Below are 19,089 nucleotides of genomic sequence, written 5' to 3' on the forward strand. Positions count from 1 at the left end.
CTCCGCCGGGGTGCCCAAGGGATGAGCCGTGCCACCCCGGGCCTCGCCGTTGGTCAGAGGGCGCCCTGGCCGGTGCCCCAGGAGGCCAGGAGCGAGTCCTCGGGCATCCGGCCCTCGAACCACAGGCTGGCGGCGACGCGGGACATCGCCGCGCCGTCATGGCCGATATGCGGCACCTCCACGAGGCGCCAGTCGCAGGCCACCCCCCGGCGCGCCGCCTCGGCGCGGCCGGCGGCCAGGTAGTTGCGGGCCCGGGCGAAGCGGTGCGGGCCCTGCTCCACCGCCGCGGGCTGCGCCGGCAGGCTGGGGCCGGAGGTCTCGATGTCCTGCATGCCCGCCAGGATCAGCAGCGGATAGGCCAGCAGCCGCAGCAGCTCGGCCTCGCCCAGCCCGATGCCGGCCAGCCCCTCGGGGAAGTTCTTCTCCAGCGTCGGCAGCGTGTACCAGCCGGGATTGCCCACCGCGATCGCCTCGAAGGCGTCGGACGCCTGGGTGGAGAGCATCCGGTGGCCGAACTGCCCGCCCGCCGAATGGCCGAAGAAATGCGCGCGCGCCCGGCGGGTGACGCCCGCCTCGCGCAGCAGCGCGAAGACCCGCGCCGGCACCGCATAGCCCCATTGGGCGCGCGGGCGCACCGTGCCGTCCTCGGCCAGCACATGGCCGTTGTTGTACAGCTCGGCGCCGGGATACGCGGCGTCGCTGAAGGTGGGGGCGACGATCAGCAGCCCGTGCCTGTCGGCGGCCGGGATCCAGAAGTCGCGGTATTCGTCGCCGTTGCGCTTCATGCCGTGGTGCACGATCACCACCGGGCTGTCCGGGGTGAAGCTGGCCGGGCGGTAGGTGTGCAGCACCAGCGGGCGGGTCGGGTCGCCGGCCTCGTCGGTGAAGGGAATGGCCTGGCGGCCGGGTTGGGCGAGGGCCTGCGCCAAGGTTTCGGTGAAGCTCATCGGGGACGCTCTCCAGGGGGGCGGGTTATTCCGCCCCGGACTTGAAGAAAAAAGATGGGGGTCCGGGGGAATTCCTTCCCCCGGCCTTGTTCTCACTTCGCCGGATGGATCTCGGCCGCGTTGGTGGTCTGGTCCACCCGCCCTTCATAGGTGAGATCCTTGCGGAAGGCCCAGACGGCGTTCTCGAACTGCACCGGGATCACCGGCATCTGCTCCAGCGCCACGCGGCCGGCCTGCTGCAGCAGCTCGGCGCGGGCCGGCTGGTCCATGGTGCGCATGGCCTGCCCGGCGAGGTCATCGAACTTCGGGTCCGACCAGCCGCCGTAGTTGCTGGTGCCGAGGCCGCGCTCGCGGTCGGTGCTCATCAGCCAGGAGCGGAAGAACAGCATCGTCTCGTCCGCGTCGGTGGACCAGCCGCCCATCGAGGCGCTGAAGTCCCGCTTGCCGCGCCGGCCGAAGAAGACGGCGCTCGGCATGGTGTCCAGCTCCACCTTCACGCCGACGCGGTTCCAGTACTGCGCCAGGGCCTGGGCCAGCCGGGCGTCGTTGATGTAGCGGTTGTTGGTGGCGTGGAAGGTCAGGCTGAACCCGTCCTTGTAGCCGGCCTCGGCCAGCAGCGCCTTGGCCTTGGCCGGATCGTAGGGCAGCACCGGCAGGTCGGGGATGGTGCCGACCATGCCGAGCGGCAGGAACTGCGTGGCGGGCGTGGCGACGCCGTCCATCACCCGCTGCTCGATCGCCTTGCGATCGATCGCCAGGGAGAGCGCCTGGCGCACCCGGGCGTCCTGCAGCGGGTTGGGGCCGTCGCCGCCCTGCACGAAGGGGCTGGGGCTGCGGGCGGTGTCGAGCTGGATGAAGATCAGCCGCGTGGTCTGCTTGTTGGCCAGGTTGAAGTCGGCGTTCTGGCGCAGGCGCGGCAGGTCGCCGGTGGCGGGCGCCTCGATCATGTCCTGGTCGCCCGCCAGCAGGCCGGCGAGGCGCGGCCCGGCCGCGGTGACGGGGGTCAGCCGCACGGTCTTCCAGTCCGGCTTCGTGCCCCAGTAGCCGTCGTTGCGCTCCAGGATGATGGCGCCGCCGGGCGTGTAGCTGACCAGGCGGTAGGGTCCGGTGCCGATGGCGGCGGTGCCGTCGTTGAACTGCGCGGGGGTCGGCCAGGGGCCGCTGACGCCGCAGCTCTCACCGGCGTTGAAGTCGGGCTTGGCCTCACCGGCCAGCCGGCGCGGCAGAATGGAGAGATTGCTGATGTCGCTCAGCAGCAGCGGCTCGGGCACCTTGGTGGTCAGCCGCAGCGTGTGCTCGTCCAGCACCTCGAGCCTGGCGATCCGCCGCACCAGCCGGGAGAAGGACTGCACCACCTCGCCCGGATTGTTGAGGATGCGGCAGTAGCTGTAGACCACGTCCGGCGCGCCGAAGCTGTCGCCGTTCTGGAAGCGCACGCCCTCGCGCAGGTGGAAGATCCAGGTGCGGTCGTCCTGCCGCTCCCAGCGCGTGGCCAGGCCGGGGGCCACCTTCAGGTCGGCGTCGATCTCCGTCAGCGCCTCGAAGATGTGCTGCGAGAGGGTGGTGTTCGGGCCGAGGGCATAGTTGTGCGGGTCGGCCGAGGTGGTTTCCCCCGCCATGGCGATGCGCAGCGTCTGCGCCGCGGCGGGGCGGGCGGCAAGCGCCGGGCCGATGGCGGCGGCGGCGAACAGCGCCATGGCCACCGATGGCATGCGCCGGCGGCGGAATTGGAGGAAGCCTTGCATCGTGTTCTCGGCCCTTGGTTGTTTCGGCCGCCGAGAAACACCCGGGGCCGGCGGATTGCAACCGGCAGGCCCTGAGGGAGGGGCGGCGAATTCATCTTCCATAGTGAAGAAAAATCTCGGATGGTGGACAAAAGCCGCAGGAGGCGCCCATGCCGCGCGAGATCCGCCTGAACGCCTTCGACATGGCCTGCATCGGCCATATCCAGCAGGGGATGTGGACGCATCCCCGCGACACCAGCCTGCACTACAACCGGCTGGACCACTGGGTCTCGCTGGCCCGTACCCTGGAATCCGGGCTGTTCGACGGCCTGTTCCTGGCCGACGTGCTCGGCATCTACGACGTCCATGGCGGCAGCCCGGATGCCGCGCTGCGCAGCGCCGTGCAGGTGCCGCTGCTCGATCCGGCGATGCTGGTGCCCGCCATGGCGGCGGCGACGGCCCATCTCGGCTTCGGCATCACCTGCAACCTGGCCTATGAGCAGCCCTTCCTCTTCGCCCGCCGGATGTCCACCCTGGACCACCTGACGCAGGGGCGGGTCGGCTGGAACATCGTCACCGGCTACCTGGACAGTGCCGCCCGCGCCATGGGCTTCAGCCGCCAGATGGCGCATGACGACCGCTACGACCTCGCCGACGAGTACATGGACCTCGTCTACGGCCTCTGGGAGGCGAGCTGGGCGCCCGACGCCGTGCGCGCCGATCGTGCCGCCGGCATCTATGCCGACCCGGCGCGGGTGCGCCCCTTCCGCCACGAGGGGCGCCAGTTCCGGATGGACGCCATCCACCTCTGCGAGCCCTCGCCGCAGCGCACGCCGGTGCTCTACCAGGCCGGCGCCTCGGACCGCGGGCGCCAGTTCGCCGCGCGCCATGCGGAATGCGTCTTCGTCAACGGCGGCGCGAAGGCCCATGTGGCCAGGCTGGTGGCGGACCTGCGCACCCGCGCCGCGCCGCGCCCGATCCAGGTCTTCGTCGGCGCCACGGCCATTGTCGGCCGCACCGAGGCCGAGGCGCGGGACCTGCTGGAGGAGTATCGCCGCCATGCCAGCGTCGAGGGTGCCCTGGCCCATGCCGGCGCCTCGCTGGGCATCGACTTCGCCCGCCATGGCATGGACGAGCCGATCGAGGGCGGCGAATCGCAGGCGATCCAGTCCAACATCGAGGCGATGAAGCGTGCCGCCGGCGGCGTGTTCACCAAGCGCTGGCTGATCGACCGCTTCGTGCTCGGCAGCCGCCAGCCGCCCATTCTCGGCTCGGCCGAGCAGGTGGCGGATGCGCTGATCTCCTGGTCCGAGGAGGCGGATGTGGACGGCTTCAACCTGTCCCGCACGGTGATGCCCGAGGGGCTGGAGCGCTTCGTGGAGCTGGTGGTGCCGCGCCTGCAGGAGCGCGGCGCCTACAAGCGCGCCTATGCCCCCGGCACCTATCGCGAGAAGCTGTTCGGCGCCGGGCCGCTCCTGGCGGCGCCGCATCCGGCGGCCGCGCGGCGCCAGGCCGCCTGGGGGTGAATCCGGGGGGATTCGCTCTCCCCCGGCATCCACCCCCTCTTCTATTCTCGGTTCGCTTTCCAGTGCCCGCGCCGGGGCTGCGCCAACCAGCGAAGGCGGGGAGCTGGGGGCCTTCCTTCCCCGGGCCTTCCCCGGGCTTTCCCCCGGGCCTTCCCCCTGGAGGAGCGGATCATGGATGCCGAACTGCGCATTGACCTGGCCGGCGCGGCGGACGGAGCGGTTCTGCTGGCCCTGGCGCGCGCCTTCCATGCCGAGGACGGCCATCCGCTCGACGCAGCCGGCGAGGCGGCCGTCCTGGCGGTGGCGGCGGGCGAGCCGCTGGCGCGCGCGTGGATCCTGCGCCGGGGCGGCGAGGCGCTTGGCTACCTCATCCTCACCCTCGGCTACAGCGTCGAGTATGGCGGGAGGGACGGCTTCATCGACGACCTCTACCTCGCGCCGGCGCTGCGCGGTCAGGGGGCGGGCCGGCACCTGCTGGGCTTCGCCCTGGAGCAGGCGGCGCGGCTCGGCATCAACACGCTTCATCTCGAGGTCGAGGCCGAGAACCCCCGTGCCCATCGCCTCTACCGGCAGGCCGGGTTCGAGGAAACGGGTCGCCGCCTGATGCGCCGGCGCATCCTGCCACGGGCGGGCTGAGCGCCGGCATCGGCCGGGCCGCCCGGCGTGGCCCGGCTGTAACGATGCGATCTTTTTCACCCCGCGAAGGCGCGGCCCGGAAAGAAAACCTCTTGGCGCCTGGTGCGGCTTGGGGGCAGGCTTCCGTTGTTCACTGTTAACAATGCGGCGGGGCAATAACCCCGCGCCGGAGGAAGTTCATGCTGACACGCCGCACTTGGCTTGGCGCACTGGCGGCGAGCCCCGCGCTCGGCCTCGCCCCACGCGCCGCGCGGGCGCAGGCCGACTACCCGAACCACCCGGTCGCGCTGCTGGTGGGCTTCGCCCCAGGCGGCGGAACGGACATCATCGCCCGGTTGCTGGCTCCCTCCCTGCAGGCGAAGCTGGGCCAGCCGGTGACGGTGGACAACCGGCCGGGCGCCAGCGGCACGCTTGCCGCCGCGGCGGTGGCGCGGTCGCGGCCGGATGGCTACAGCCTGGTGATGGGCACGGTCAGCACCCAGGCCGTCGTCGCGCCGCTGATGCGCAACCCGCCCTATGACCAGATGCGCGACTTCACCCCCGTCGCGCTCGCCGGCACCGTGCCGCTGGTGGTGCTGGTGCCGGCCAAGGCGCCCTACAAGGACCTGAAGGGCCTGATCGAGTTCGCCCGCAACAACCCGGGCAAGCTGAACTACGCCTCCTCCGGCGTGGCCACGCAGCAGCACCTGGCGGCGGAGATGCTGTCCCAGGCCGCCGGCGTCGAGATGACGCACGTGCCCTATCGCGGCACCGGCCAGGTGGTGAACGACCTGATCGCCGGCACGCTGGACCTGGCGATCGACACCATGCCCTCGCACCTGCCGCATGTCCGCGCCGGCACCACCCGCGCCCTCGCGGTGACCACGCCAGCGCGCGTCGCCGCCCTGCCGGAGGTGCCGACGGTGGCGGAAAGCGGCTTCCCCGGCTACGCCATCACCGTCTGGTACATGCTGCTGGGCCCGGCCGGCCTGCCGAAGCCCATCGTGGAGCGCTGGAGCGCGGCGATGAACGAGGCCCTGGCCGAGCCCGGCATCCGCCAGCGACTGGAGGAGGCGGGGTTCCTTCCCGGCGGCGGCAGCCCGGAGGATGCGGCCACGCTGGTGCGCCAGGAGGCCGAGCGCTACGGCGCCCTGGTGGAGCGCGCGGGCATCCGTATCGAGTAGCCTGTTCCGGCGCGGCTGCCCGCCGCGCGCCGTCAGCCGACCCGGCCTGCCTCGGCCAGGAAGTCGAGCAGGGCGCGGACGCGCGCGGGAAGGGGGCCGCCCTGGCCGAGGAAGGCCGCGTGGAAGTCTTCCCGGTCGCCGGGGTTCAGATGTTCGAGCACCGGCACCCACCTGCCGGCGGCCACGTCGTCCCGCACGGTGAAGGCGGCCAGCCGGGCAAGGCCGGCACCATCGATCGCGAGGTGCCGGAGCGCCTCGCCGTCGCTAGCCTGGATGCGGCCGGAAGCCGGCACCACCACCCTCCCGCCGCCTTCCTCGCGCAGCGGCCAGCCATCCACCGCGCGCGCATAGCCGAAGCCGAGCCGCACATGGCCTGCCAGCGCGGCCATCGTTCCGGGCGTGCCGAAGCGCTGGAGAGAGGCGGGCGCGCCGACCACCACCATCGGCGTCGCGCCCAGCTTCGGCGCCGGCACCTTCGGCGGCGCCGGCCCGCTCCTCGGCCACTGGGGCCGCTCCGACAGCCAGGAGGCCCGCCGCCTCGTGGACCTCTGCCTGGAGGCGGGCGTCAACCTCTTCGACGCCGCCGATGTTTGTTTCAACGACGCCTCGGGGCGGGTGCTGGGCGAGGCCACCAAGCTCCGGCGCGGCGCGCCGCTGCCCGCCGGCAGCCGCCTGCACGAGACCGCCGCCTTCGGCCCGCCGGTCGAGGAGGAGCAGCTCCTCCGCGTGGTGGAGGCGCTCGATGCCGTCGCCGAGGAAACCTGCCGCTCGCTGCCCCAGCGCGCCCGGCCGGACGCGGCGAGCGCCGTCACCGCGCCCTATTCCTCCTTTCCCTACCGGCGGCAGGCGGCCTTCGCCCGGCTCAACCCGCCGGCGGTCTGAGGCCGCCTTCCGGCGGGGGCGGGAATGGCCGCAGAATGGCGGGCATGAGCACCGACCAGCATGATGCCCTCCTGGCCCGCTACGGCGCGGCCGCCCTGCCGCCCGCCGGCCCTTGGAACGACGTGATCGCGGCGCTGATGCAGCACCGCTCCGTCCGCGCCTACCGCTCCGACCCGCTGCCGGAGGGGACCCTGGAAACCCTGGTGGCGGCGGCGCAATCCGCCGCCACCTCCTCCAACATGCAGACCTGGTCCGTCGTCGCGGTGACCGATCCGGCGCGCAAGGCGGTCTTCGCCGAGGTGGCGAACAACCAGCGCCACATCACCCAATGCCCGCTCTTTCTCGTCTGGCTCGCCGACCTTTCGCGCAACGCCCGCCTGGCCGAGGCCGAGGGCGCCACGCTGGAAGCGCTGCCCTATTTCGAGACCTTCCTGGTGGCGGCGCTGGATGCCGCGCTGGCGGCGCAGAACGCCACGGTGGCCGCCGAGTCGCTGGGCCTTTCCACCGTCTATATCGGCGCGCTGCGCAACGACGTGCGGCGCGTGGCGGCGGAGCTGGCGCTGCCGCCGGGCGTGGTGGGGATGTTCGGCCTCTGCGTCGGCTATGCCGACCCCGAGGCCCGCGCGGAGGTGAAGCCGCGCCTGCCGCAGAACACCATCCTGCACCGCGAGCAGTACGACGCCGGCGCCGAGCCCGGGGCGCGCGGTCTGTACGATGCCGCGCTGGCCGAGTTCAGCGCCCGCAACGAGATGAAGGCCTATCGCTGGACCGACCGCGTCATGGCGCGGCTCGGCCGCGTCTCCGCGCTGCACGGGCGGGACGGGCTCAAGGCGGCCCTGCGGGATCTCGGCTTTCCGCTGAAGTGACGGGAAGGCTGGGGGAAGGAATTCCCCCAGACCCCCAGCTTCTTTCTGCCAGTTGGCCTCGCGGCCGCAGTCGCCGGGGCTGCTCCAGCCCCCGGCGCGGGCGCGTGCGGCCGGAGCAACAAAACGGACAGAAAAAAGAAGAGGGGGTTCCGGGGGAGAATTCATTCTCCCCCGGCTCCGCCGCCGGGCCTCGAGCTATCGCCGCAACAGCACCACCAGATACCGGCAGGGCGCATCCCCGGGATTGTGGAAGCGGCAGGCCTCGGGCGGCCCGAGGCGCAGGCAGTCCCCGGCGCCCATCTCGTGCAGCGCCGCCCCTTGGGTGAAGTGCAGCACCCCTTCCAGCAGCACGATCTGCTGGTCCTGGATGAAGGCGAAGGCGGCGGCCGGGTAGTCCACCGACCGGCCGGGCGGCAGCTCGCCCCAGACCAGGTCCAGCGGCGTCGGCGGCCCGCCGGCGGGGGTGAGGGCGCGGCGGGTGAAGCCGGTTTCCGGGTCGCGCCAGAGGGGCTGCTCCGCCGCGCGCGCCAGTTGGCCGCCGCCCTGCTCGGCGCGCGCCAGCATCTGCGACAGGCTCAGGCCGAAGGCGCCCGAGAGCCGGCCGAGCAGTGCCGCGGTCGGGCTGACCTCGTCGCGCTCGATCTTGCTGATCATCGCCTTGGAAACGCCGGAACGCTCCGCCAGCTCGGCCAGCGACCAGTTGCGGGCCTCGCGCTCGGCTTTCAGGCGCTGCGCCAGTTGGGCGCTGCTGTCGGGGAGGGACATGGCCGGAGCATAGGCGGAAGGGGCGGGGGACAGAATCCCCCCACCCCTCAGGCCAGGGCGTCGGCCTGGTGCGCCGCCACCATCTCCGCCAGCGAGGCGAAGCGGAACTCGTAGCCGGCGCCGGAAGGCGGGGGCATGGTGGCGCCCCAGCCCTCCTGGCCGTGCCGCCGGTCGATCCAGGCGGAGGCGAGGCCGACCCGCTTGGCCGGCGCGTGGTCGTGGAACAGGCTCTGCGCCACATGCAGGATCTCGCCGCGTCCGAACCCCTGCGCGCCGAGCTTGGTCAGCATGAACCGGAAGTTGCGCGGGTCGGGCTTGTAGCTGCCGATCTCCTCGGCCGTGTAGACGGCGTCGAAGGCCACGCCGAGGCGCTTGCGGCTGCCCGCGAAGCTCGCATGGTCCACGTTGGAGAGGATCACCAGCATGTAGTGCCGCTTGAGGTAGGCGAGCGCCCCGGCGGAATCCGGGAAGGCCGGCCAGTCCGGCACCGAGGCGCCGAAGCGCACGGCGCCCGCCTCGTCTGGCTCGATGCCCCATTCGTCGGCGAGGCGGTGATGCACCTGGCTGAGCAACTCGGCATAGCGCATGGCCGGCGTCTCGGCCTGCTGGGCCGACTCATGGTGTGCGAAGGCCTCCAGCACCGCGTCGCGCGGGAGGTCGAGGCCGCCACGCCGCAGCAGCGGCTGCAGGGCGTCGTATATGCCGCTCTCCCAGTCGATCAGGGTGCCGTAGCAGTCGAAGGTCAGAACACGGAAATCGTGCAGGCGCGACATCGCAGCTCTCCGCAGGCCACCATGGAAACGGTGCCATGCCGGGCCCCGTTGCGGGAAGGGTGAATGCGCGCGCCCGCCAGTCCCGCCCGCCCGCCAGTCCCGCCCGCCCGCCAGTCCCGCCCGCCCGCCCCTGGGCTTGCGGGGCCGGCGGGGCCATATTGCGGGCCTTCCCGCGTATCTCCGGAGGGCGAGCCATGGCCGAGACCGAACCGCAATCCCCGCCGCCCACCATCCGCCGCGAGGACTACCGCCCGCCCGCCTTTCTGGTCGATCAGGTGGACCTGCACCTCGCCCTGCACCCCACCGCGACGCGGGTGAAGGCGAAGCTGGCGCTGCGCCGCAATCCCGCCGCCGCGCCCGCGGCCGACCTGGAGCTGGATGGCGAGGCGCTGACACTGCTCGCCGCCCGGCTGGATGGCGCCCCCCTCGGCGCCGACCGCCTGGCCCACCTGCCCGGCGGCGGGCTGCGCGTCGCCGATGTGCCGGCGGCCTTCACGCTGGAGACCGAGGTGGGGATCTCGCCCGAGGCCAACAGCGAGCTTTCCGGCCTTTACCTTTCCGGCGGCAACTACTTCACCCAGTGCGAGGCCGAGGGCTTCCGCCGCATCACCTATTTCCCCGACCGGCCGGACGTGATGGCGCGCTACACCACCACGCTGGAGGCCGACCGCGCCGCCTGCCCGGTGCTGCTCTCCAACGGCAACCCCGACGGCGCCGGCGAACTGCCGGACGGCCGCCACTGGGCCCGCTGGGTCGATCCGCACCCGAAGCCTTCCTACCTGTTCGCCGTGGTGGCCGGCGATCTCGTCGCCATGCGGGACCGCTTCACCACCCGCTCGGGCCGCAAGGTCGCGCTCGGCATCTATGTGCGGAAGGGCGACGAGGACGCCTGCGGCCACGCCATGGATTCGCTGAAGCGCTCGATGGCCTGGGACGAGGACACCTACGGCCTCGAATACGACCTCGACGTCTTCAACATCGCCGCCGTCTCCGACTTCAACATGGGGGCGATGGAGAACAAGGGACTCAACGTCTTCAACACCAAATACATCCTGGCGCGGCCGGAAACCGCGACCGATGCGGACTACGAGGGCATCGAGACCGTCGTCGCGCACGAGTACTTCCACAACTGGACGGGCAATCGCGTCACCTGCCGCGACTGGTTCCAGCTTTCGCTGAAGGAGGGGCTGACCGTCTTCCGCGACCAGCACTTCAGCGCCGACCAGGGCTCGGCGGCGGTGAAGCGCATCGGCGACGTGCGCCGCCTGCGTGCCGCCCAGTTCCCCGAGGACGCGGGGCCGATGGCGCATCCGGTGCGCCCGGATTCCTACGTCGAGATCAACAACTTCTACACCGCCACGGTGTACCAGAAGGGCGCCGAGGTGGTGCGGATGATGCGCCGCCTGATCGGCGAGGCCAATTTCCGCAAGGGCATGGACCTCTACATCGCCCGGCACGACAACCAGGCCGTGACGATCGAGGACTTTGTCCGCGCCATGCAGGACGCCTCGGGGACCGACCTTTCCCGCTTCGCCCGCTGGTACGCCCAGGCCGGCACGCCCGCGCTGCGCGTGCGCGACGCCTTCGACAAGGCCAGCGGCCGCTACACCCTGACGCTGGCGCAATCCACCCCGCCGACGCCCGGCCAGCCGGAGAAGCAGCCGGTGCCGATCCCCGTCGCCATGGGTCTGATCGGTCCCGATGGCGCGGAACTCCCCGGCGCCGGCCTGCTGTTGCTGGAGGAGGCGGAGCAGGGCTTCACCTTCGAGGGGCTGCCGGCGAAGCCGGTGCCCTCGCTGCTGCGCGGCTATTCCGCGCCGGTGAAGCTTTCCGGCCTTTCGCTGGAGCAACTCGGCTTTCTCGCTGCGCATGACACGGACCCCTTCGTCCGCTGGGATTCGGCGCAGCAATACGCGACCGCCGAGATGCTGCGCCTGGTCGAGGAGGTTCGCAGCCAGAAGCCGCTCGCCCTGCCGGAAGGGCTGGCCGCCATCTTCGGCGCCGCGCTGGACCGCGCCATGGAGGACCCCGCCTTCGCCGCCGAGGCGCTGGTGCTGCCCTCGGAGGATTTCGTCGCCGACCAGATGGCGGTGGCCGATCCCGAGGCGATCCACGCCATGCGGCAGTTCCTGCGCGGCGCGCTCGGCACCCGCTTCTCGCCACGCCTCGCCGCGCTGCACGGCGCACTGGAGGAGACCGGCCCCTATCGCATCGACGGCGCCTCGATCGGCCGCCGGGCGTTGCGCAATGCCAGCCTCGCCTATCTCGCGCGGGCCGAAGGAGCGGCGGGCGCCGAGGGCCTGGCCCGTGCCGAGCAGCAGTTCGAGGCCGGCCGCAACATGACCGACGTGCTCGCCGCCCTGCGGGTGCTGGCGGATTCCGACAGCCCGGCCCGGCAGGCGGCGCTGGATGCGTTCCACGGGAAATGGCGGCATGACGACCTGGTGCTGGACAAGTGGTTCGCCATCCAGGCCAGCGCCGCGCGGCCGGACGCGCTGGAGGCCGTTCGCGCCCTGGCGCGGCACCCGGATTTCGACCTGCGCAACCCCAACCGCGCGCGGTCCCTGATCGGCGCCTTCGCCGCCGGCAACCCGGCCCGCTTCCACGACGCCTCGGGCGACGGCTACCGCTTCCTGGCCGAGATGGTGATCGCGCTGGATGCGGTGAACACGCAGGTGGCCGCGCGCCTGGTCTCGCCGCTCGGGCTGTGGAAGCGGCAGGACGCGGCGCGCGGCGCCCTGATGCGCGCCGGGCTGGAGCGCATCCTGGCCCGGCCGGGCCTCTCCAAGGGGACCTATGAGAAGGTCTCCAAAAGCCTCGCCGCCTGAGGCCGCGGCATGCGCATCCTGGTGATCGAGGACGATGCCGCGACGGCCGACTACATCGCCAAGGGCCTGGGCGAGGAGGGCTACGTGGTTGACGTCGCGCGCAACGGCAGGGACGGGCTCTACCTCGCCCTGAACGAGCCCTTCGACGTCATCGTCAGCGACCGCATGCTGCCGGGGCCGGACGGGCTCGCCATCCTGCGGGCGCTGCGCGCCTCCGGCATCGCCACGCCGGTGCTGATGCTGACGGCGCTCAGCGAGGTGGACCGGCGCGTCGAGGGACTGGAAGCCGGGGCGGACGACTATCTCGCCAAGCCCTTCGCCTTCGCCGAGCTGCGCGCCCGCGTCCGCGCCCTGGCCCGCCGCCCGGCGCCGCAGGCGGAGGTGACGGAGCTGGCGGTGGGCGACCTGCGGATGGACCTGCTGCGCCGCACCGTGGCCCGCGGCGGTCGCGCGATGGAGATGCTGCCCACCGAGTTCCGCCTGCTGGAGTTCATGATGCGCCATCCCGGCCAGGTGCTCACGCGCACCCTGCTGCTGGAAAAGGTCTGGGACTTCTCCTTCGACCCCACCACCAACGTCGTGGACGTGCATGTCAGCCGGGTGCGCCGCAAGCTGGAGGCCGGCGGCGAGGCGCCGATGATCCGCACCGTGCGCGGCGCCGGCTACGTCCTGGCGCCGCCCGCGCCGGAGGGCGGCTGAGCTTGCGGCTGCCCGGGCCGCGCAGCTTCGCGCCCCGCGTGGCGCTGCTGGTCGGCGTCGTGGTGCTGGTGACCTCCTTCCTGGGCGCCGGCTGGGGCTGGCTGCGCGCGCAGGAAGCGCTGCGGCGGCAGCTCGATCTCGTGCTGGCCGCCGATGCCGAGGGGCTGCTGCGCGACTACGAGACCTATGGCCTGCGCGGCCTGGCGGACGCGGCGGCGGTCTATGCGCGGCGCGGCGGGCCGCTGCGCGTGCTGCTGCTGGCGCCGAACGGTCATCCGATCGCCGGCCGGCTGCCCGGCGCCCCGGCGCGGCTGCGCGGCTTCGCCACCCTGTCGCCGCAGGAAGGGGAGAGCCGCCTGCGCGCGCTGGGCGCCATCCTGCCGGACGGCAGCAACCTGATCGTCGCCACCGACCTCGCCCTGGTGGACCGGGCCGCCACCGCCCTGGCCTGGACGCCGCCGATCGCCGGCGGGCTGGCGGCGCTGCTGGCGCTGGTGCTGGGCTTCCTGGTGGCGCGGCGGCTGGAGCGGCGCCTCGCCGGCATCAGCACCGCCGCCCGTGCGGTGATGGCCGGCGACCTGGCCCGCCGCCTGCCCGAAAGCGGCACGGGCGACGAGTTCGACCGCCTCGCCGACACCATCAACGCCATGCTGGCGCGCATCGAGGCGCTGGTGGCCGAGGTGCGGCAGGTGACGGACGACGTGGCGCATGACCTGCGCTCGCCGCTCTCCCGCCTGCGCCAGCGGCTGGAGGCGGCGCTGGCCCGGCCGCGCGCGGCGGAAGCCGATGCCGCCATGCTGGAAGGCGCCGTGGCCGAGCTGGACCAGATCCTCGCCACCTTCGCCGCGCTTCTCCGCATTGCCCGCACCGAGGCGGGAGCGGGGCGGGAGGGCTTCGTGCCGGTGGACCTTTCCGCCCTGGTGGAGGGAGTGGCGGAAGTCTATGGGCCGGTGGCCGAGGAGGCCGGGCGTGCCCTGCGCGCCGAGGTGGCGCCGGGCCAGGCGATCCCGGGCAGCGCGGCGCTGTTGCGGCAGGCGGTGGCCAACCTGCTGGACAATGCGCTCGGCCATGGCGGCGGCACGGTCCATGTGGTGCTGCGGCCCGGCCCCGTGCTGAGCGTGGCGGATGAAGGCCCCGGAGTTCCGCCGGAGGAGCGCGGGCGCGTGCTGCGCCGCTTCTACCGGCTCGACCGCAGCCGCAACACGCCCGGCACCGGGCTGGGCCTGGCGCTGGTGGCCGCCGTGGCGCGGCTGCATGGGGGCCAGGTGACGCTGGGCGAAGGGCCGGGCGGCCGCGGGCTGGGCGTCACGCTCGACCTGCGCGGGGAGGCGGCTTCCAGCGCGCCCGCCCTTCCCGGCGCGGCGCCCGGTTCCTGAGGGCGCCGCCCGCCGCCTGCCTCAGCTGGCCGAGGCCGGCACCGCAAAGCCGCGCTGCCCGCGGTTCCGCAGCAGGCTGCGCAGGAAGCCGACACCCCAGGCCATGTGCATGACCATGGCCGCCGGCCCCGCCGCCGCCAGCCAGGGATCGCGCTTGCGGAAGGCGAGCGCGGCACCCCAGCCCAGGCACAGCGCGGCATAGAGGGCCGGCACCAGCAGGGCGGGCAGCCAGAAGGGCGCCACCAGCAGGGCCGCCACATTGCCGAGCAGCGCGATCACCGGCGCCATCTGCCGCGGCTTCGGCCGCAGCCGGTGCTTCAGCAGGGTGCGCGCCCGCCCGGCCCCGTGCTTCACGTATTGCCGCGCCAGCGAGGCCAGGTCCTTGCGCGGGAAATAGGTCACGGGATGGTCGGCGCAGAGCCAGATGCGGCCGCCCGCCGCGCGGGCGCGCTGGTCCAGCTCGGCATCCTCGTTGTGGGTGAAGCTTTCGTCGTAGCCGCCGATCGAGAGAAAGAAGGCCCGGTCGAAGGCGGCGTGGTGGCCGTGGTCCACCCACTCCGAGCGCAGCCCGAGCCGGTGCGCCGAGCCGCCATTGCCGAGCCGGCTGTTCTGCGCCGCCGCGATGCCGCGCTGCATGCCCTGATGGCCGACGGTAAGCATGGGCACCACCACCGAGGTCGCATCCTGCGCGCGCAGGCCCGCGACCACGCCGGTGACGAAGCCGGGCGGGTACCAGGCATGGGCGTCGGCGCGCAGGATGACGCGCGACTCGCGCGCGGCGACCCGGGCGGCCAGGTTGACGGCGGCGGACTGCAGGCGCGCCGGGTTCTCGACGAGACGGATCTCCGGATGCCTCGCCGCCAGGGCATGCACGATCTCGGCGGTGCGGTCATGGCTGCCGCCGTCCAGCACCAGGATCTCCAGCCGGAAGGTATCGCCCTGCGTCAGCAGGGATTCCAGGCAGGGGCCGATGTAGTGTTCCTCGTTCAGGACGGGAACGGCCAGCGTGATGAGCTCGCGCGCCTGCGCGGGTGTGGCGACGGACATGGTCGGTCTGACTCCTGGTCGGGAGGCTCTACCGGACAAGTCCCTTCCAGGGCCAGCCTGGGCTTGTCGGAAAGCCGGCGCCGGGCCGTCACAGATTGGACAGCCCGGGCGGCGGCTCAGAGGGCCAGCAGGAAGCCGATGATGGCGGCCCAGAGCAGCAGCGAGAAGAACAGGCCGAACAGCAGCCCGCGGGCCGGCGACGGGCGCCCCTCGGCGAAGCGCCGCGCCTGCCGCACCATTTCCGCGAGCGGAGTCGCCGCCGCGTGCCCGCCGCTGCGGGAAGACGTCTCGGCAAGAGGCACAGGCCGCATGATACGGTCTTCCTTCAGCTCGATGGTCATGGCGGGCCTTTCCGAAGCGATGCTCATCCAGGCAGACCTCTGGGTGCGGGGCAGCTTTCACCAGGAATTTACCAAGTCGCGCACGTTTCCGCGAGGCCGAATCTTGGGGAAAATCGCCTCCCTGGATCATTTGGTGGCGGAAGGCGGGTGTTGAAGGGCCGGACCTTGCGCGAGGGGACTGCATTCGGCGCTGCGGCGGGCCGGAGCGCACCGCAAGCCGGCCGAATCGGAGACCCACGCATTGGTTGAGAATCATGGGGACGGAAAGCCGCCCGGCGGCGGTGCCTCGCCCTGCCCGTGCCCGGCAGCAAAAGACCCAGGCGGGCAGAAGACCCAGGCGGGAAGACCGGGCGGGCAGAAGAAGGGTGGAGGGGCCGGGGGAACCCCTTTCCCGGCCTTTCTCCCCTACTCCGCCGCCGCCGGAAGGGCGGACGTCCGGCGTCGCCGCAGCCGGTCCAGCATCAGGAAAATGACCGGGGTGGTGTAGAGCGTGAGCAACTGCGAGACGACCAGCCCGCCGATGATGGTGATGCCGAGCGGCTGCCGCATCTCCGCCCCCGTGCCGGTGCCGAGCGCCAGCGGCACGGCGCCGAACAGCGCGGCGAGGGTGGTCATCAGGATCGGCCGGAAGCGGTCGCGGCAGGCGGCGAGGATGGCGGCGGCGCTGCCCAGGCCTTCGGTACGCTCGTGCTCCAGGGCGAAGTCCACCAGCATGATGGCGTTCTTCTTCACGATGCCCATCAGCAGGATCACGCCGATCAAGGCCATCACCGAGAAGGCGGTGCCGGTGGCCAGCAGCGCCAGCAGCGCGCCCAGCCCGGCGGTCGGCAGCGTTGAGATGATGGTCAGCGGATGGATGAAGCTCTCGTAGAGGATGCCGAGCACCAGGTAGATCGAGACCAGCGCGGCCAGGATCAGCAGCGGCTGGGAGCGGCTGAAGTCGTTGAAGGCGGCCGCGTTGCCGCCGTATTGCGAGCGGATCGAGCCCGGCAGCAGCACCTCGCGCTCGGCCTGCTGCACCAGCGCGGTGGCGTCGCTGAGGGCGATGCCCTCGCCGAGGTTGAAGGTGATGGTGGTGGCCGGGAACTGCCCGCGATGCGTGACGCGCAGCGGCGCCACGTCCCGCTCCACATGCGCCAGCGCGCCGAGCGGCACCTGCGTGCCGTCGCTGGCCGGCACGAAGAGGCGGTTGAGCTGGGTGGAGGCCTGCTGCAGCGCCGGGTCGATCTCCAGCACCACTTTGTACTGGTTGCGGCTGCCGTAGATGGTGGAGACCTGCCGCTGCGAGAAGGCGTTGTTGAGCGCCGTGCTGACGTCGTCCATGCCGACGCCGAGCCGCGCGGCGGCGTCGCGGTCGATCACCACGCGGTTCACCAGGCCGGAACGCTCCTGGTCGCTGGAGACGTCGGCCAGGCCCGGCACGGTGCGCAGCTTCTCGACCATGGTGTTGGTCCACTGGCGCAGCTCGTCGAGGTCGGTGCCGAGCAGGATGTAGGAGTAGGAGGCGTTGCCCGGCCGCCCGCCGATATAGATGTCCTGCTGCGCGCGCAGGAAGGCGTTGACGCCGGGGATGCGCCCGAGCGGCGCGCGCAGCCGGGCGATCACCTCGTTGGCCGAGGCGTCGCGCTCCTCCCGCGGCTTCAGCGCGACGTAGAAGCTGGCCGAGCTGGTGCCGCCATTCCAGGAACTGGTGCCGATCGAGGCGCCGACGCTGGCCACCGCCGGGTCGCGCTGGATGATCCTCGTCACCGCCTTGGTCAGCCGCTCCATGGTGGCGAAGGAGGTGTCCGGCGCCGCCTGGGCGTTGCCGACCAGCAGGCCGGTGTCCTGCTCCGGGAAGAAGCCCTTGGGCACCACGACGTAGAGCCAGACGGTGAGCGCGACGAAGCCGAGATTGGCCAGCACCATCAGCCAGCGGAAGCGCAGCACCACGCCGAGCGAGCGCATGTAGCCGCGCACCACCGCGCCCATCGCCGCCTCGAAGGCGCGGCCGAAGCGGCCGGGCGGCTTCTCCTTGCCCGAGGGGCCGGGCGGCGGGTCGAGATAGGCGGCGATCATCGGCGTGAGGGTGAGCGCCAGCACCGCCGAGATGCCGACGGCGATGGCCAGCGTGGCGGAGAACTCGCGGAAGAAGCGGCCGACCAGCCCCGGCATGGCCAGCAGCGGGATGAACACCGCGATCAGCGAGACGGTGATCGAGACGATGGTGAAGCCGATCTGCCGCGCCCCCTCCAGCGCCGCCTGGAAGGCGGGCATGCCGCGCTCGCGCATCCGCGCCATGTTCTCGATCATCACGATGGCGTCGTCCACCACGAAGCCGACCGAGATGATCAGCGCCATCAGCGAGAAGTTGTTGAGCGAGTAGCCCAGCAGCCAGATGACGAAGAGCGTGCCGAGCAGGGAGAGCGGCACGGTGGCGCAGGCCGCCAGCGTGGGCCCGAGCCGGCGCAGGAACAGCGCCACCACGCCGACCACCAGCGCGATGGTGACCAGCAGCGTGAACTCCACCTCCTCCACGCTGGCATGGATGGTGCCGGAGCGGTCGCTCATGATGGAGAGGTGCACGCCGCCGGGCACCCATTTCTGCATCTGCGGCAGCAGGCCCTTCACTCCCGCCACCACGTCCAGCACGTTGGCGTCGGCCTGCTTGAACACCATCAGCAGGATGGCCTGGCGGTCGTTGAACCAGGCCGCCTGCCGGCTGGAGCGCGTGCCGTCCCGCACCTCGGCGAGCTGCGAGAGGCGGGTGATGCCGCCGTCCGCGCTCTTCACCACTAGTGTGCGGTACTGCTCGGCGCGGCTGAGGCGATCGTTCACCGACAGCATGGCCGACTGCTCCGGCCCCTCGATGCTGCCCACCGGCTGCGTGACGTTGGCGCTGGTGATGGCGGTGCGGATGTCGTCCAGCGAGACGCCGGCGGCGGCGGCGGCGTCCGGGTTGACGGCGACGCGCACCGCCGGCTGGTCGGCGCCGCCCACCTGCACCTGCGCCACGCCCAGAACCTGCGAGAGCCGCTGCGCCACGATGCTGTCCGCCACGTCGTAGAGCGCGGTGGAGCGCAGGGTGTCCGAGGTCATCGCCAGGATCAGCACCGGCGCGTCGGCCGGGTTGATCTTGCGCACGCGCGGCGGGCTCGGCATGCCGGAGGGCAGGTCCTCGCGCGCCGCGTTCACCGCCGCCTGCACGTCCCGCGCCGCATCCGCCTGGCTGCGCGAGATGTCGAACTGGACGATGATGTTGCCGCTGCCGCTGGAGGCGAAGGCCGTCATCTCCGTGATGCCCGCCACCTCGCCGATGCGCCGCTCCAGCGGCGCCAGCACCGTCGCCGCCAGCGTCTCCGGGTTGGCGCCGGGCTGGCTGACGCTGATGAAGAGCGTCGGGATATCGACCCGCGGCATGGAGGAGACGGGGAGCTGACGCAGCGCCACCAGTCCGGCCAGCGCCAGGCCCAGCGCCAGCAGCATGGTGCCGATCGGCCGCCGCAGGAAAGGCCCGGAGATCGAGAACATTTCCTG

The 19,089-nt window shown here is 72.3% G+C and carries 16 protein-coding genes; 8 read left to right on the forward strand and 8 right to left on the reverse strand.

The genetic code is table 11. From position 1 onward, the window contains the following. Nucleotides 1-53: 53 nt before the first annotated feature. Together E0493_RS14935 and E0493_RS14940 are read right to left on the reverse strand one after the other, a co-directional pair. A complete protein-coding gene (locus E0493_RS14935) occupies nucleotides 54-947 on the reverse strand; it encodes an alpha/beta hydrolase (protein WP_160937972.1) in 894 nt (297 codons plus the stop codon). A gap of 92 nt (nucleotides 948-1,039) precedes the next feature. Beyond that, complete coding sequence (locus tag E0493_RS14940; protein ID WP_160937974.1) at nucleotides 1,040-2,692, reverse strand: ABC transporter substrate-binding protein; 1,653 nt, start codon at nucleotides 2,690-2,692, stop codon at nucleotides 1,040-1,042. A 149-nt stretch (nucleotides 2,693-2,841) separates the two neighbouring features. Here E0493_RS14940 and E0493_RS14945 point away from each other — a divergent pair, with 149 nt between their 5' ends. The 3 genes from E0493_RS14945 to E0493_RS14955 all read left to right on the forward strand — a co-directional run bounded on the left by E0493_RS14945 (nucleotide 2,842) and on the right by E0493_RS14955 (nucleotide 5,996). After that, entirely contained in the window at nucleotides 2,842-4,197 is a 1,356-nt protein-coding gene (locus tag E0493_RS14945) for an LLM class flavin-dependent oxidoreductase (RefSeq protein WP_160937976.1), read from the forward strand. Between the two features lie 171 nt (nucleotides 4,198-4,368). Then, nucleotides 4,369-4,833, forward strand: coding sequence for a GNAT family N-acetyltransferase (locus E0493_RS14950; RefSeq protein WP_160937978.1), 465 nt, complete (start codon nucleotides 4,369-4,371; stop codon nucleotides 4,831-4,833). A gap of 179 nt (nucleotides 4,834-5,012) precedes the next feature. Further along, nucleotides 5,013-5,996, forward strand: a complete 984-nt coding sequence (locus tag E0493_RS14955) for a Bug family tripartite tricarboxylate transporter substrate binding protein (protein WP_160937980.1) — start codon at nucleotides 5,013-5,015, stop codon at nucleotides 5,994-5,996. Nucleotides 5,997-6,028: 32 nt separating this feature from the next. Here the strand turns inward: E0493_RS14955 and E0493_RS14960 are convergent, their stop codons facing one another. Beyond that, nucleotides 6,029-6,439, reverse strand: coding sequence for a LysR substrate-binding domain-containing protein (locus tag E0493_RS14960; protein ID WP_160937981.1), 411 nt, complete (start codon nucleotides 6,437-6,439; stop codon nucleotides 6,029-6,031). Between E0493_RS14960 and E0493_RS14965 the strand changes: the two genes are divergently transcribed. Both E0493_RS14965 and E0493_RS14970 read left to right on the forward strand, forming a co-directional pair. Beyond that, nucleotides 6,396-6,878: an aldo-keto reductase family protein gene (locus E0493_RS14965; protein ID WP_202397148.1), complete on the forward strand. Its 483-nt coding sequence runs from the start codon at nucleotides 6,396-6,398 to the stop codon at nucleotides 6,876-6,878. The two genes, E0493_RS14960 and E0493_RS14965, sit on opposite strands and share 44 nt — an antisense overlap. 44 nt (nucleotides 6,879-6,922) lie before the next feature. Continuing rightward, entirely contained in the window at nucleotides 6,923-7,744 is an 822-nt protein-coding gene (locus E0493_RS14970; protein ID WP_160937983.1) for a nitroreductase family protein, read from the forward strand. Nucleotides 7,745-7,939: 195 nt separating this feature from the next. On the opposite strand, the gene E0493_RS14975 is transcribed toward E0493_RS14970, so the two are convergent. Together E0493_RS14975 and E0493_RS14980 are read right to left on the reverse strand one after the other, a co-directional pair. Further along, nucleotides 7,940-8,509 (reverse strand): helix-turn-helix domain-containing protein, encoded by a 570-nt coding sequence (locus E0493_RS14975; RefSeq protein WP_160937985.1) that lies wholly within the window; start codon nucleotides 8,507-8,509, stop codon nucleotides 7,940-7,942. A gap of 47 nt (nucleotides 8,510-8,556) precedes the next feature. After that, a complete protein-coding gene (locus tag E0493_RS14980) occupies nucleotides 8,557-9,282 on the reverse strand; it encodes a haloacid dehalogenase type II (protein WP_160937987.1) in 726 nt (241 codons plus the stop codon). Between the two features lie 194 nt (nucleotides 9,283-9,476). On the opposite strand from E0493_RS14980, the gene pepN reads away from it, so the two are divergent. The 3 genes from pepN to E0493_RS14995 are packed head-to-tail and all read left to right on the forward strand — an operon-like array spanning nucleotide 9,477 to nucleotide 14,185. Next, complete coding sequence (pepN, locus tag E0493_RS14985; protein ID WP_160937988.1) at nucleotides 9,477-12,110, forward strand: aminopeptidase N; 2,634 nt, start codon at nucleotides 9,477-9,479, stop codon at nucleotides 12,108-12,110. Nucleotides 12,111-12,119: 9 nt separating this feature from the next. Then, complete coding sequence (locus E0493_RS14990; RefSeq protein ID WP_160937990.1) at nucleotides 12,120-12,809, forward strand: winged helix-turn-helix domain-containing protein; 690 nt, start codon at nucleotides 12,120-12,122, stop codon at nucleotides 12,807-12,809. Nucleotides 12,810-12,811: 2 nt separating this feature from the next. Beyond that, on the forward strand, nucleotides 12,812-14,185 hold the full coding sequence (locus tag E0493_RS14995) for a sensor histidine kinase (protein WP_160937992.1): 1,374 nt from the start codon (nucleotides 12,812-12,814) through the stop codon (nucleotides 14,183-14,185). A gap of 21 nt (nucleotides 14,186-14,206) precedes the next feature. Here the strand turns inward: E0493_RS14995 and E0493_RS15000 are convergent, their stop codons facing one another. The 3 genes from E0493_RS15000 to E0493_RS15010 form a co-directional block, all read right to left on the reverse strand. Next, the gene (locus E0493_RS15000; protein WP_160937994.1) at nucleotides 14,207-15,232 is read right to left on the reverse strand and encodes a glycosyltransferase family 2 protein; all 1,026 of its coding nucleotides are present in this window, start codon (nucleotides 15,230-15,232) and stop codon (nucleotides 14,207-14,209) included. A gap of 116 nt (nucleotides 15,233-15,348) precedes the next feature. After that, a complete protein-coding gene (locus tag E0493_RS15005) occupies nucleotides 15,349-15,573 on the reverse strand; it encodes a hypothetical protein (RefSeq protein ID WP_160937996.1) in 225 nt (74 codons plus the stop codon). A gap of 405 nt (nucleotides 15,574-15,978) precedes the next feature. Next, nucleotides 15,979-19,083, reverse strand: a complete 3,105-nt coding sequence (locus E0493_RS15010) for an efflux RND transporter permease subunit (protein ID WP_160937998.1) — start codon at nucleotides 19,081-19,083, stop codon at nucleotides 15,979-15,981. Nucleotides 19,084-19,089: the final 6 nt, after the last annotated feature.

The organism is Teichococcus coralli, from assembly GCF_009829925.1.
In the GTDB taxonomy this organism is placed as follows: Bacteria; Pseudomonadota; Alphaproteobacteria; order Acetobacterales; family Acetobacteraceae; genus Pseudoroseomonas; species Pseudoroseomonas coralli.

Bases quoted from the DNA above. Each gene is read 5' to 3' on its own strand.
- E0493_RS15000 (WP_160937994.1), bottom strand. From the start codon at position 15,232: ATGTCCGTCGCCACACCCGCGCAGGCGCGCGAGCTCATCACGCTGGCC.
- E0493_RS15010 (WP_160937998.1), bottom strand. From the start codon at position 19,083: ATGTTCTCGATCTCCGGGCCTTTCCTGCGGCGGCCGATCGGCACCATG.
- E0493_RS14990 (WP_160937990.1), top strand. From the start codon at position 12,120: ATGCGCATCCTGGTGATCGAGGACGATGCCGCGACGGCCGACTACATC.
- E0493_RS14960 (WP_160937981.1), bottom strand. From the start codon at position 6,439: ATGGTGGTGGTCGGCGCGCCCGCCTCTCTCCAGCGCTTCGGCACGCCC.
- E0493_RS14980 (WP_160937987.1), bottom strand. From the start codon at position 9,282: ATGTCGCGCCTGCACGATTTCCGTGTTCTGACCTTCGACTGCTACGGC.
- E0493_RS14975 (WP_160937985.1), bottom strand. From the start codon at position 8,509: ATGTCCCTCCCCGACAGCAGCGCCCAACTGGCGCAGCGCCTGAAAGCC.
- E0493_RS14955 (WP_160937980.1), top strand. From the start codon at position 5,013: ATGCTGACACGCCGCACTTGGCTTGGCGCACTGGCGGCGAGCCCCGCG.
- E0493_RS14935 (WP_160937972.1), bottom strand. From the start codon at position 947: ATGAGCTTCACCGAAACCTTGGCGCAGGCCCTCGCCCAACCCGGCCGC.
- E0493_RS14970 (WP_160937983.1), top strand. From the start codon at position 6,923: ATGAGCACCGACCAGCATGATGCCCTCCTGGCCCGCTACGGCGCGGCC.
- E0493_RS14950 (WP_160937978.1), top strand. From the start codon at position 4,369: ATGGATGCCGAACTGCGCATTGACCTGGCCGGCGCGGCGGACGGAGCG.
- pepN (WP_160937988.1), top strand. From the start codon at position 9,477: ATGGCCGAGACCGAACCGCAATCCCCGCCGCCCACCATCCGCCGCGAG.
- E0493_RS15005 (WP_160937996.1), bottom strand. From the start codon at position 15,573: ATGACCATCGAGCTGAAGGAAGACCGTATCATGCGGCCTGTGCCTCTT.
- E0493_RS14945 (WP_160937976.1), top strand. From the start codon at position 2,842: ATGCCGCGCGAGATCCGCCTGAACGCCTTCGACATGGCCTGCATCGGC.
- E0493_RS14940 (WP_160937974.1), bottom strand. From the start codon at position 2,692: ATGCAAGGCTTCCTCCAATTCCGCCGCCGGCGCATGCCATCGGTGGCC.